This window comes from Mycobacterium sp. MYCO198283 (assembly GCF_021213805.1).
In the GTDB taxonomy this organism is placed as follows: Bacteria; Actinomycetota; Actinomycetes; order Mycobacteriales; family Mycobacteriaceae; genus Mycobacterium.
This window is the reverse complement of sequence record NZ_JAJQJI010000002.1, coordinates 404,654-416,327: the sequence shown is the minus strand read 5'-3', so window position 1 is coordinate 416,327 and position 11,674 is coordinate 404,654. Positions and strand designations below refer to the sequence as shown.

Below are 11,674 nucleotides of genomic sequence, written 5' to 3'. Positions count from 1 at the left end.
ACGCCGGCGGGTCAGTACTCTGGCCCGTCGGTATCAGGACAGCCAGCACTGAACAACCAACTGCTTAACCAAGCACCAACAAGTCCAGGAGGACACACAAGTGGCGAAGGCGAAGTTCGAGCGGACGAAGCCGCACGTCAACATCGGGACCATCGGTCACGTTGACCACGGCAAGACCACGCTGACCGCAGCGATCACCAAGGTGCTGCATGACAAGTACCCCGATTTGAACGAGTCGCGCGCATTCGACCAGATCGACAATGCGCCCGAGGAGCGTCAGCGCGGCATCACGATCAACATCTCGCACGTCGAGTACCAGACCGAGAAGCGGCACTACGCGCACGTCGACGCCCCCGGCCACGCCGACTACATCAAGAACATGATCACCGGTGCGGCGCAGATGGACGGCGCCATCCTGGTGGTGGCCGCCACCGACGGCCCGATGCCGCAGACCCGCGAGCACGTGCTGCTGGCCCGCCAGGTCGGCGTGCCGTACATCCTGGTCGCGCTGAACAAGGCGGACATGGTCGACGACGAGGAGCTCATCGAGCTCGTCGAGATGGAGGTCCGCGAGCTGCTGGCCGCCCAGGACTTCGACGAGGATGCCCCGGTCGTCAAGGTGTCGGCGCTCAAGGCCCTCGAGGGTGATCCGGAGTGGGTCAAGTCCGTCGAGGAGCTCATGGAGGCCGTCGACGAGTCCATCCCGGACCCGGTCCGCGACACCGACCGTCCGTTCCTGATGCCCGTCGAGGACGTCTTCACGATCACCGGCCGCGGCACCGTGGTCACCGGTCGTGTCGAGCGCGGCGTGATCAACGTGAACGAGGAAGTCGAGATCGTCGGCATCCGCCCCGGCACCACCAAGACCACGGTCACCGGTGTCGAGATGTTCCGCAAGCTGCTCGATCAGGGCCAGGCCGGCGACAACGTCGGTCTGCTGCTGCGCGGCATCAAGCGTGAGGACGTCGAGCGCGGCCAGGTCGTGGTCAAGCCCGGTACCACCACGCCGCACACCGAGTTCGAGGGCCAGGTGTACATCCTGTCCAAGGACGAGGGCGGCCGCCACACGCCGTTCTTCAACAACTACCGTCCGCAGTTCTACTTCCGGACCACGGACGTGACCGGCGTGGTTACGCTGCCGGAGGGCACCGAGATGGTGATGCCCGGTGACAACACCGACATCTCCGTCAAGCTCATCCAGCCCGTCGCCATGGACGAGGGTCTGCGCTTCGCGATCCGCGAGGGTGGCCGCACCGTCGGCGCCGGCCGGGTCACGAAGATCATCAAGTGATCTGACTGCAGTCGCAGGAAGCGGCGCTCACCTTCGGGTGGGCGCCGCTTTCGCATGTCGGCGCGGTCGACCACGCGGCGGCGTATTGAATTGGTGACATTGCATTCGCGGCGTTGACTCTCACACCACGGCGGCGACACGCCCATGCGGGCCGACATCAGGTGGAAGTCAGCGCCGTGGCGTGGAAGCGAGCGCCGTGGCGTGGAAGCCAGCGCCACGCCATCGTCACGCCGGCGACCGGCCCGGTGTCGCTCGGAGGTGGGCAATCGCGTCGCACGCTCCAGGCGGTGACGGGTGGGGCTGCTGGGGGTAGAGCACCAAGCGCGCACCGATCAGCGCCGAGCCGTGGCACCGATACCAAAGCTAGAACACGTTCTAGTAGCCTGAGCGGCAGCTCGGCGAAAGGGGCCCCGGTGGCAGCACCACACACCGCATCGTTGCAGGGACGGGTAGCGCTGGTCACCGGCGCCGCGCGGGGCCAGGGGCGGGCGCATGCGATCCGGCTGGCCACCGAGGGGGCCGACGTCATCGCGCTCGACATCTGCGCGCCGGTGTCCGACACCATCACCTATCCGGCCGCCACGCCCGGCGAGCTCGCCGAAACGGTGGCGGCGGTCGAGGCCACCGGCCGCAAGGCACTGGCCCGCGAGGTCGACATCCGCGACCTCGCCGCGCTGCAGCAGCTGGTCGCCGACGGCGTCGAGCAATTCGGCCGGCTGGACATCGTCGTCGCCAACGCGGGCGTGCTGAGCTGGGGCCGGCTGTGGGAACTCACCGAGGAGCAGTGGGACACCGTCATCGACGTCAACCTGTCGGGCACCTGGCGGACGCTGCGCGCAGCCATTCCCGCGATGATCGAGGCCGGCAACGGCGGGTCCATCGTCGTAGTCAGCTCGTCGGCCGGCCTCAAGGCCACCCCCGGCAACAGCCACTACGGCGCGTCCAAGCACGGCCTGGTGGCGATCACCAACGCGCTCGCGCTCGAATTGGGCGAGTTCGGCATCCGGGTGAACTCGATCCACCCCTACTCCATCGACACCCCGATGGTGGAGCGCGACGCGATGATGGCTGTCTTCGCGAAACACCCGAACTTCCTGCACAGCTTCGCCCCGATGCCGCTGCACCCGGTGAACCACGAGGGCAAGCAGGGCCTGCAGGAGTTCATGACGCCCGAGGAGGTGTCGGACGTCGTCGCGTGGCTCGCCGGCGACGGCTCGGCCACCATCTCGGGTTCGCAGATCGCGGTCGACCGCGGCGTGATGAAGTACTGAGTTTCTACGCCGGCAGCACGAGCACCGGCACCGGGCTGTGGCGCACGATCTTCGCGCCGCGGGACCCGAGGAAGACGCTCGTCAGCCCCGAGCGCGGCGAGGTGCCGAGCGCCAGCACGTCGCCGTCCCGCCACTCGGTGGCGTCCAGCGCCTGCCCCCAGTCGTTGCCCGTCACCACCTGCAGCTCGACGTCCGGCCCGACGATCCCGTCGATCTTCAACTGCGCCAACAGTTTTCGCGCTTCCGACGCCCACTCGGCGAGGATCGAATCCTCGGCGTGCAGTCCCACCTCGGGCGGGTACATCGTGCGGCCCCGCACCGCGAACGTCACCACCCGCAGCGGCACCTCCAGCTGGTCGGTGAGGGCGGCGACCCGCTGCACCACCGCAACCGCCTCCGGTGTCGCGGGATAGCCGACGGTGATCCGGGTGACCCGGCCCGCCGCCGCGCCGCGATAGCCCCGGGGGCTGACGGCCAGCGGCACCGGCGACGAGTGCAGCAGCCGGTCGGCGGTGGAGCCGATGACCACCTGCCCCCGCTGGCCGTCGGCCGCCGAACCGAGCACCAGCACCCGGGCGGACGCCGCCTCCGCCGCCTGCACGAGCCCGCCCGGCACCGAGCGGTGCGCCACCTTGCGGAAGCTCACCGCCACCCCGTCGGCGATCTCGCCGAGGAACGCGCGGGCCTCGGCCTCCGAGTCGGCGGCGAGCCGGTCGGCCCACTCGGCGTATTCGGCGTCGATGCGGGCCGGTGACGGCGTGGTCCACGGCCGGGGCACCACGGTGGCGACAGTGAGCGGCAGGTGCAGGGCGCGGGCGAGTTCGACGGCCAGGTGCAGCCCGGCGTGCCCGCCCTTGCCGGCCAGATACCCGACGACGACGGTCACGACGGGTCCCGCGGCGCCACGATCTCGACGCCGGGCGTGGCCGTCGCGATGACGCGGTCGCCGCCGTCGTTCAGTGCGCTGTGCCGCCGGCCCCACACCAGGTAGAAGACGAGCACCGCGGCAACCCACGCGCCGAACGCCAGCCAGGTGTACCAGCGCAGGCTGAACAGGATGTAGGCGCACGCCGCGATCGACAGCACCGGTGTGACGGGATAGCCGGGCACCCGGAAGCCGCGCGGCAGGTCGGGCTCGCGGACCCGCAGCAGGATGACGCCGACCGACACCACGATGAAGGCCGTGAGGGTGCCGATCGAGACCATGTCGGCGAGCTTGTCCAGCGGGATGAACCCGGCCAGCAACGCCACGACGATCGCCACCACGACGGTGTTGTTCACCGGGGTCATGGTGCGCGGGTTGACCTTCGCGAACATCGACGGCAGCAGGCCGTCGCGGCCCATCGCGAACAGGATGCGGGTCTGGCCGTACATCGTCACCAGCGTCACCGAGAAGATCGAGATCACGGCGCCGGCGGCCAGCGCCGTGCCGGCCCAGTCGTCGCCGGTCACCGACTCCAGGATCGCGGCCAGGCCCGCGGTCTGACCCTCGAAGAGCTGCCAGTCCTGCGCTCCCAGCGCCGCGACGGTGACCAGCAGGTAGAAGGTGGTGACGATCAGCAGCGCGGCGATGATGGCCCGCGGCATGGTGCGCTGCGGATCGCGCACCTCGTCGCCGGCGGTGGAGACGGCGTCGAGGCCGATGTAGGAGAAGAAGATGGTGCCGGCGGCCAGGCCGACGGCGGCGGTGCCCAGCGGCGCGAAGTCGGCGAACCGGTCGGCCCGGAACGCGGTGAATGCGATCAGCGCGAAACCGCCGAGCACCGCCAACTTGATGATCACCATGACCGTGTTCGCCAACGCCGACTCCGAGGCGCCGCGGATCAGCAGCACCATGCACATGCCCACCAGGACCACCGCCGGCAGGTTGATCACGCCCGGGTCGGCGTCCCACGGCGCGGCGGTGACGGCGCCGGGCAGCGAAAGCCCGAAGACGTTCTCCAACAATTTGTTCAGGTACTGGCTCCAGCCGACGGCCACCGCGGCGGTGGACACGCCGTACTCCAGCAGCAGGCAGGCGGCCACGCCCATCGCGACGAACTCGCCGAGCGTCGTGTAGGCGTAGGAGTAGGTCGACCCCGACACGGGCACCGCCGACGCCATCTCCGCGTAACAGATGGCGGCCAGTCCGGCGGCCAGGCCGGCGAGCAGGAACGAGACGATCACGGCGGGCCCGGCCTCCGGCACCGCCTCGGACAACACGAAGAAGATGCCGGTGCCGACGGTCGCGCCGACCCCGAACATCGTCAGCTGGAAGGTGCCGATGGTGCGCTGCAGCTGGTCGTCGGCACCGTGCGCCACCGGCGCGCCGAACACCGGTCTGCGCCGCGTCAGCTGCTGGGCGAAGGTGGGCTGCCGTACCTGATCGTCGCCTGCCATGGGGCCTCCGAGGTGCGCCGTACCGATTCGAGTGAACCTAGCCGCCCGGGCCGGGCCCGGCAGCCGAACGTGCGGTGTTTACACCACCGTGAGCGGCCGTAATGCGCCGCCGTGGTGTAAGAACAACGGACGTGAGCAACGGAATCGTCATCGTCGGCGGCGGGCTGGCCGCCACCCGGGCCGCCGAGCAGCTGCGCAAGACGGGCTACCGCGCGCCGGTCACGATCGTCAGCGACGAGGTGCACCTGCCCTATGACCGGCCGCCGCTGTCCAAGGCGGTGCTGCGCAGCCAGCTCGACGACGTGACGCTGAAGCCGCGCGAGTTCTACGACGACAACGACATCACGCTGCGGCTCGGCTCGGCCGCCACCGCGCTCGACACCGCCGCGCAGACGGTGACCCTCGCCGACGGCGACACGCTGCGCTACGACGAGCTCATCATCGCCACCGGGCTGCTGCCGCGGCGGATCCCGTCGTTCCCCGATCTCGACGGCATCCACGTGCTGCGCACCCTCGACGAGTCGCTGGCGCTGCGCCGGAAGGCCGGCTCCTGCCGGCACGCCGTCGTCGTCGGCGCGGGCTTCATCGGCTGCGAGGTGGCGTCCAGCCTCCGCGAGCTGGGCGTCGAGGTGGTGCTGGTCGAGCCGCAGCCCGAACCGCTCGCGTCGGTGCTCGGCCGGCAGGTCGGCGCGCTGGTGGCGCGACTGCACCGCGACGAAGGCGTGGACGTGCGCACCAGCGTCGGCGTGGCGTCGGTGTCGGGCAACGACGCCGGCCACGTGGAGACCGTCGTGTTGTCCGACGGCACCGAGGTGCGCACCGACCTGGTCGTCGTCGGCATCGGTTCGCGGCCGGCCACCGATTGGCTCGCGGGTAGCGGCGTGGCGGTCGACAACGGCGTCGTCTGCGACCACGTCGGCAAGACCTCCGCCCCGCACGTGTGGGCGCTGGGTGACGTGGCGTCCTGGACCGACGCCACCGGCCACCAGGCCCGCGTCGAGCACTGGAGCAACGTCGCCGAACAGGCCCGCGTGCTGGTCCCCGCGCTGCTCGGCCAGGACGTTCCCGCGGATGTCGTGGTGGTGCCGTACTTCTGGAGCGACCAGTACGACGTGAAGATCCAGTGCCTGGGCGAACCGGAGGCCGACGACGTCGTGCACGTGGTCGTCGACGACGGCCGCAAGTTCCTGGCCTACTACGAGCGCGACGGCGTGGTCGCCGGAGTGGTCGGTGGCGGCATGCCGGGCAAGGTGATGAAGGCCCGCGCCAAGATCGCCGCCGGCGCGCCCATCGGCGACGTCCTCGGCTAGAACTCCCCGAGGTAGAACCGGACGCCCTGGTCGTCGACGCACTCGGCCATCACCCCGTAGGGCTGGCGCGACGGCAGCTGCACCACCGTGCCGCCGGCGTCGCGCACCCGATCGACGGCCGCCTCGATGTCGGTCACGGTCCACATCGGCACCGTCACCGCGCGGGGACGGCCGCCGGCCACGCCGGACATCGGATGGCAGTCGTGCACCTCCCAGCCGTCTTTCACCCGGCCGGGGGTAAACGACCAGCCGAGCACCCGGGCGTAAAAGGCGCGGAATCCCGCGGAGTCGGTGACCTCGTGGGTGACGTAGGACAGGTCACCCGGCCCGCTGCCGTTGAGCGGCGGCCGCGGCGTGCGCCGCGACGCGCTGAACACCGCGAACGGCTGACCGAAGGGGTCGGCGGCGTCGAGCGTCGTACCGAACTCGTGTTCGGTGGTGGCGCCGACCGATCCGCCGGCGGCGACGATGCGCTCGCGGGCGGTCTGCAGGTCGTCGACCGCGTAGCAGCAGAACAGTGTGCCCGGACCGTCGCCGGCGAAGATGCCGGTCGGCAGCGTGGTGTTGACGACCTGCCGGCCGGTTCCGTCCGCCGTCGCCGCCGGCCTGTCGTACGCCCAGCCGAGTACGTGGCCGTAGAACGCGGCCGCGCGGTCGACGTCGCGCGTCCACACCGAGACGTAGCCGATGTCGCCGCGCCGGATCGGCGCCGGTCTGCCGGTGACGGGACCCGCCAGCATCCACCGGTGGCCGAACGGGTCGAGGATCGTGGCGGTGCGGCTGCCGTACGCCTCGTACGGTTCGCGTTCGACGGTCGCCCCGCCCGCCCGCGCCCGGTGCAGCGCGGCGTCGGTGTCGTCGACGGCCAGCCGCAGGCTCACCGACACCGCCCGGGGTGCGGGGGCGCGCAGCCCGAGCTCCGGGTGCTCGTCCGCCAGGTACAGCGTGGCGCCCGCCAGCCGGAGCTCGGCGTGACCGATCCGGCCGTCGTCCATCACGATCGGGTCGCCGACCGATTCGGCGCCCAGCGCGTCGGCGTACCACGCGATCGCGGCCCGCGCGTCGTGGATCGCGAGATAGGGGATCAGCGGGGCGGGCGGCTCGGGCGCCGGATCCTGGTGCAGCGCAGCGCGAGCGGCGTCGGATCGACTCATGACGACTCCTTCGGTGGGTAGCGACGTGGGCACAGCTGCGGCCGCCTCGAGCCGGGTGCGCAGCCGGGCCGCGAACTGCGGGTCGGGAGCAACCGGAGGGTCGTCGATGCGCAGGACGTCGAGCGGATCGCGATGTTGCCCGGTCATGACGGACCTCCCTCCGGGTATTGGGCGCGAAAGGCGCGGCGGGCGCGGACGAGCAGGGCTTCGGTGGCGTGCACGGTCCGGCCGAGCAGCGCCGCGCACTCGGGCACCGGGCAGCCGTCGAAGTAGCGCAGCATCAGCACCACCCGGTGCGGTTCGGCGAGCCGCGCCAGCACGGCTTCGGCCACGATCCGGTCGAGCTCGGCGTCCCAGGTGTCGGGCGGATCCGCCGGCTCCGGCAGCTCGTCGACCGGCTGCGGGGGTTGCCGGCGCCGGTAGTGGTCGGCGAGCTTGTGGCGCGCGATCCCGATCAGCCACGGCACGCTCATCGTCGGCGGATCCGGCTTCCGCGCGCTGTCCATCGCCGCCAGGAACGTCTCGGAGGTCAGGTCCTCGGCGGTGCTCCGGTCCGGACATCGCCGCACGAAGTAGCCGTACACCGTCGGCAGCGCCGCGTCGTACAGGTCCAGCAGCGCCCGCGGAGCCTCCGGTCGGTCGGTTTCGGCGCCCACGACCCTATCGTCGTCCCAGCGGCCCGAACTCCGACGCGTTCTTCCGCGATACCTCTCAGGCCAGCCCGTCGAGCGCAGGGCGGACGACGTCGAACGCGTCGCCCAGCGCCTGCGGCAGGGGGACGGTTTCGTCGCGCAACCAGTGCCCGTAGGCGGACAGCGCGACGCCGAGCAGCGTCCACGCCACCGTCTGCGGCAAGAGGTCGGTCGCCTTCAGGCCCGCGCGTTGCGCGACGAACTCGGCGATCACCTCGCGCCACCCGGCGTACATCGTCATCGAATGCGCCTGCAGCGCCGTGGTTTCCAGGATCACGCGCATGCGCTCGCGGTGGATGGCGGTCTGCGAGGGGTCGAAGGTGTTGAACGCCAGCAGCGCCTCGCGCAGCGCGTCTCCGGTGCGCGTCGCCGGCGGCACGGCCGCCAGCAGCGTGCGCATGTGGTGCAGGTGCGCGTCGAACTCGCCCCACGGGATCGCGTTCTTCGAGGGGTAGTAGCGGAACAGGGTGCGTCGCGAGATGCCGGCGGCGTGCGCGACGTCCTCGACGCTGACCTCGTCGAAGCCGCGGGCCGCGAACAGCCGCAGGGCGACCTCGGTGATGTGGTCCCCGGTGGTCGAACGGCGCCGCCCAACCCGCGACACGGCCTCGGCGGCCATATCCCCCCTTCCGTTACGGCACCCGATGCCATAAAGTTGCGATCCAAGTCACAAGTGTGATGACCAGCACAACGAAAGGCAATGCCATGGAGCCGCAGCAGCAGGTGAACGAGGACGCCGAGTTGGTCACCGAGACCCTCGTCGAAGAGGTCTCCATCGACGGCATGTGCGGGGTCTACTGACCGTGCCCGCGCAGCAGGCGCCGGCCGGCACCGCCGCTCGGCCGGTGGGCGACCCCTGCGCCGTGGCGTTCGACCCGGACGCCGGCTGGCGCCTGCACCCGCAGGTCGCCGTCCGCCCCGAGCCGTTCGGGGCGCTGCTCTACCACTTCGGCACGCGCAAGCTGTCGTTCCTCAAGAACCGCACCATCCTTTCGGTGGTGCAGTCGCTGCCCGACCACGCCGACGTCCGCTCGGCATTGCGGGCGGCCGGCGTCGACGAGGCCCGGCAGCACCCCTACCTGCACGCCCTGGCCATGCTCGCGCAGTCCGCGATGCTGGTCCGCGAGGAGAACCCATGACGTCTGCAGCGGTATCGACCGCAGTCCCCAGCCTCATCGAGCAGTTCGAGCACGGCCTCGACGCGCCGATCTGCCTCACCTGGGAGCTCACCTACGCCTGCAACCTGGCGTGCGTGCACTGCCTCTCGGCGTCCGGCAAGCGCGATCCGCGGGAGCTCTCCACCCGGCAGTGCAAGGACATCATCGACGAGCTCGAGCGGATGCAGGTGTTCTACGTGAACATCGGCGGCGGCGAACCGACGGTGCGACCGGACTTCTGGGAGCTCGTCGACTACGCGACCGAACACCACGTCGGGGTGAAGTTCTCCACCAACGGGGTGCGCATCACCCCGGACGTGGCGCGGCGGCTCGCGGCGAGCGACTACGTCGACGTGCAGATCTCGCTCGACGGCGCGACGGCCGAGGTCAATGACGCCGTGCGCGGCGACGGCTCCTACGCCATGGCGGTGCGGGCGCTGGAAAACCTTGCCGCCGCCGGCTTTTCCGACGCCAAGATCTCGGTGGTCGTCACCCGCCACAACGTCGGCCAGCTCGACCAGTTCAAGGCGCTGGCCGACCGCTACGGCGCGACGCTGCGCATCACGCGGCTGCGGCCGTCGGGCCGCGGCGCCGACGTGTGGGACGAGCTGCACCCCACCGCCGATCAGCAGGTCCAGCTGTTCGACTGGCTGGTGGGCCACGGCGAGAACGTGCTCACCGGCGACTCGTTCTTCCACCTCTCGGCGCTCGGGGCGCCCGGCGCGCTCGCCGGCCTCAACATGTGCGGCGCCGGCCGCGTCGTCTGCCTGATCGACCCGGTGGGCGACGTCTACGCCTGCCCGTTCGCCATCCACGACACGTTCCTCGCCGGAAACGTGCTAGGCGACGGCGGTTTCGGAGAAGTCTGGCAACACTCGCCACTGTTCACCGAGCTGCGCGCACCGCAGTCCGCGGGCGCCTGCGGCAGCTGCGGACACTACGACAGCTGCCGGGGTGGCTGCATGGCCGCCAAGTTCTTCACCGGCCTGCCGCTCGACGGCCCCGACCCGGAATGCGTTCAGGGCTATGGTGCTTCGGCGCTGGCCGGCGAGCGGGACAAGCCGAAGCCCAGCGTCGACCACTCGCGCACCGGCCGCCGGCGCGCCGAGCCGGTGCCCCTCACCCTCACCGTCCGCCCGCCGAGCACTCCGCCGGCGCGCATGTGTCACGAAAGCCCGGTGTAGTCATGGCCGACAAATGGTTCGAGACAGTCGCTTTCGCGCAGCAGCGGGCCAAGCGGCGGCTGCCCGCACCGGTGTACTCCTCGCTGCTCGCCGCCAGCGAGCGCGGCATCACCGTCGCCGACAACGTCGACGCTTTCAGCGAACTCGGCTTCGCGCCGCACGTCATCGGCGCGCTCGAGAAGCGCGACATGGCGACAACCGTGATGGGGCAGGAGATCTCGCTACCGGTGCTGATCTCGCCCACCGGGGTACAGGCCGTGCACCCCGACGGTGAGGTGGCCGTCGCGCGCGCCGCCGCCGCGCGGGGCACCGCGATGGGACTGTCGTCGTTCGCGAGCAAACCGATCGAAGAGGTCATCGCGGCGAATCCCAAGCTGTTCTTCCAGATCTACTGGCTCGGCGGCCGCGACGCGATCGCCGCCCGGGTGGAGCGGGCGCGCGCGGCCGGCGCCGTCGGCCTCATCGTCACCACCGACTGGAGCTTCTCGCACGGCCGGGACTGGGGGAGCCCCAAGGTCCCGGCGGAGATGAACGCCAGGACCGCGGTGCGGATGATGCCGATCGGCCTGACGCGGCCCGGCTGGCTGTTCCAGTGGGCCAAGACCATGCGGCCGCCGACCCTGCGGGTGCCCAATCAGGCCGCGCGCGGCGAGGCCGGTCCGCCGTTCTTCGCCGCCTACGGCGAGTGGATGAGCACCCCGCCGCCCACCTGGGAGGACATCGCCTGGCTGCGCGAGCTGTGGGGCGGCCCGTTCATGCTCAAGGGCGTCATGCGCGTCGACGACGCGAAGCGGGCGGTCGACGCCGGCTGCACCGCGATCTCGGTCTCCAATCACGGCGGCAACAACCTCGACGGCACCCCGGCGTCCATCCGCGCGCTGCCGGCCATCGCCGACGCCGTCGGGGACCAGGTGGAGGTGCTGCTCGACGGCGGCATCCGCCGCGGCAGCGACGTCATCAAGGCCGTGGCGCTCGGTGCGCGGGCGGTGATGATCGGGCGTGCCTACCTGTGGGGCCTGGCGGCCAACGGCCAGGCCGGCGTCGAGAACGTGCTCGACGTGCTGCGTGGCGGCATCGACTCGGCGCTGATGGGGCTGGGAAAGGCGGCCATTGCCGACCTGGGGCCGCAGGACGTCGTCGTGCCGCCCGATTTCGTCCGGGCGCTGGGCGTCCCGGCGGAATGACGCGGTCGTGATTAGCTGACAGCGACTTTGATTTGACGGATTCCGTCAACTC

General features: G+C 70.9%; 12 protein-coding genes. 7 read left to right on the top strand and 5 right to left on the bottom strand.

Annotated elements, in window-relative coordinates; all coding sequences use genetic code 11:
- Positions 1 to 100 precede the first annotated feature (100 nt).
- Positions 101 to 1,291 carry an elongation factor Tu gene (tuf, locus tag LV457_RS06235; protein WP_232169772.1) on the top strand — a complete coding sequence of 397 codons (1,191 nt, stop codon included), beginning with the start codon at positions 101 to 103 and terminating at the stop codon, positions 1,289 to 1,291.
- Positions 1,292 to 1,704: 413 nt separating this feature from the next.
- Positions 1,705 to 2,562 carry a mycofactocin-coupled SDR family oxidoreductase gene (locus LV457_RS06230; RefSeq protein ID WP_232169770.1) on the top strand — a complete coding sequence of 286 codons (858 nt, stop codon included), beginning with the start codon at positions 1,705 to 1,707 and terminating at the stop codon, positions 2,560 to 2,562.
- A gap of 4 nt (positions 2,563 to 2,566) precedes the next feature.
- Here the strand turns inward: LV457_RS06230 and LV457_RS06225 are convergent, their stop codons facing one another.
- A complete protein-coding gene (locus LV457_RS06225; RefSeq protein ID WP_232169768.1) occupies positions 2,567 to 3,448 on the bottom strand; it encodes a universal stress protein in 882 nt (293 codons plus the stop codon).
- Positions 3,445 to 4,941 carry an amino acid permease gene (locus tag LV457_RS06220; protein WP_232169766.1) on the bottom strand — a complete coding sequence of 499 codons (1,497 nt, stop codon included), beginning with the start codon at positions 4,939 to 4,941 and terminating at the stop codon, positions 3,445 to 3,447. Before LV457_RS06220 ends, LV457_RS06225 begins: the two co-directional genes overlap by 4 nt.
- Positions 4,942 to 5,042: 101 nt before the next feature.
- Between LV457_RS06220 and LV457_RS06215 the strand changes: the two genes are divergently transcribed.
- Positions 5,043 to 6,251, top strand: coding sequence for an FAD-dependent oxidoreductase (locus LV457_RS06215; RefSeq protein ID WP_232169764.1), 1,209 nt, complete (start codon positions 5,043 to 5,045; stop codon positions 6,249 to 6,251).
- Here LV457_RS06215 and LV457_RS06210 read toward each other — a convergent pair.
- Genes LV457_RS06210 through mftR form a run of 3 tightly spaced genes read right to left on the bottom strand, consistent with a single transcriptional unit; the run spans position 6,248 to position 8,716 of the window.
- Entirely contained in the window at positions 6,248 to 7,552 is a 1,305-nt protein-coding gene (locus tag LV457_RS06210) for a VOC family protein (protein WP_232169761.1), read from the bottom strand. The genes LV457_RS06215 and LV457_RS06210 overlap by 4 nt on opposite strands.
- Positions 7,549 to 8,061 (bottom strand): RNA polymerase sigma factor, encoded by a 513-nt coding sequence (locus tag LV457_RS06205; RefSeq protein WP_232169759.1) that lies wholly within the window; start codon positions 8,059 to 8,061, stop codon positions 7,549 to 7,551. Before LV457_RS06205 ends, LV457_RS06210 begins: the two co-directional genes overlap by 4 nt.
- Positions 8,062 to 8,116: 55 nt before the next feature.
- Complete coding sequence (gene mftR / locus LV457_RS06200) at positions 8,117 to 8,716, bottom strand: mycofactocin system transcriptional regulator (RefSeq protein WP_232169758.1); 600 nt, start codon at positions 8,714 to 8,716, stop codon at positions 8,117 to 8,119.
- Positions 8,717 to 8,802: 86 nt separating this feature from the next.
- Here mftR and mftA point away from each other — a divergent pair, with 86 nt between their 5' ends.
- From mftA to mftD, 4 genes are read left to right on the top strand one after another with little or no spacing between them, the layout of a single operon-like run.
- A complete protein-coding gene (gene mftA / locus LV457_RS06195; protein WP_232169985.1) occupies positions 8,803 to 8,898 on the top strand; it encodes a mycofactocin precursor MftA in 96 nt (31 codons plus the stop codon).
- A 2-nt stretch (positions 8,899 to 8,900) separates the two neighbouring features.
- Complete coding sequence (gene mftB / locus LV457_RS06190) at positions 8,901 to 9,236, top strand: mycofactocin biosynthesis chaperone MftB (protein ID WP_374198741.1); 336 nt, start codon at positions 8,901 to 8,903, stop codon at positions 9,234 to 9,236.
- Positions 9,233 to 10,438, top strand: coding sequence for a mycofactocin radical SAM maturase (gene mftC, locus LV457_RS06185; protein WP_232169757.1), 1,206 nt, complete (start codon positions 9,233 to 9,235; stop codon positions 10,436 to 10,438). The genes mftB and mftC overlap by 4 nt, the downstream gene beginning before the upstream one ends.
- A 2-nt stretch (positions 10,439 to 10,440) precedes the next feature.
- Complete coding sequence (mftD, locus tag LV457_RS06180; protein WP_232169755.1) at positions 10,441 to 11,622, top strand: pre-mycofactocin synthase MftD; 1,182 nt, start codon at positions 10,441 to 10,443, stop codon at positions 11,620 to 11,622.
- Positions 11,623 to 11,674: the final 52 nt, after the last annotated feature.

Excerpts from the sequence above, each read along its gene's own strand:
- mftC (WP_232169757.1), top strand. The coding sequence starts at position 9,233 with ATGACGTCTGCAGCGGTATCGACCGCAGTCCCCAGCCTCATCGAGCAG.
- LV457_RS06215 (WP_232169764.1), top strand. The coding sequence starts at position 5,043 with ATGCGCCGCCGTGGTGTAAGAACAACGGACGTGAGCAACGGAATCGTC.
- LV457_RS06210 (WP_232169761.1), bottom strand. The coding sequence starts at position 7,552 with ATGACCGGGCAACATCGCGATCCGCTCGACGTCCTGCGCATCGACGAC.
- mftD (WP_232169755.1), top strand. The coding sequence starts at position 10,441 with ATGGCCGACAAATGGTTCGAGACAGTCGCTTTCGCGCAGCAGCGGGCC.
- mftA (WP_232169985.1), top strand. The coding sequence starts at position 8,803 with ATGGAGCCGCAGCAGCAGGTGAACGAGGACGCCGAGTTGGTCACCGAG.
- mftR (WP_232169758.1), bottom strand. The coding sequence starts at position 8,716 with ATGGCCGCCGAGGCCGTGTCGCGGGTTGGGCGGCGCCGTTCGACCACC.
- LV457_RS06220 (WP_232169766.1), bottom strand. The coding sequence starts at position 4,941 with ATGGCAGGCGACGATCAGGTACGGCAGCCCACCTTCGCCCAGCAGCTG.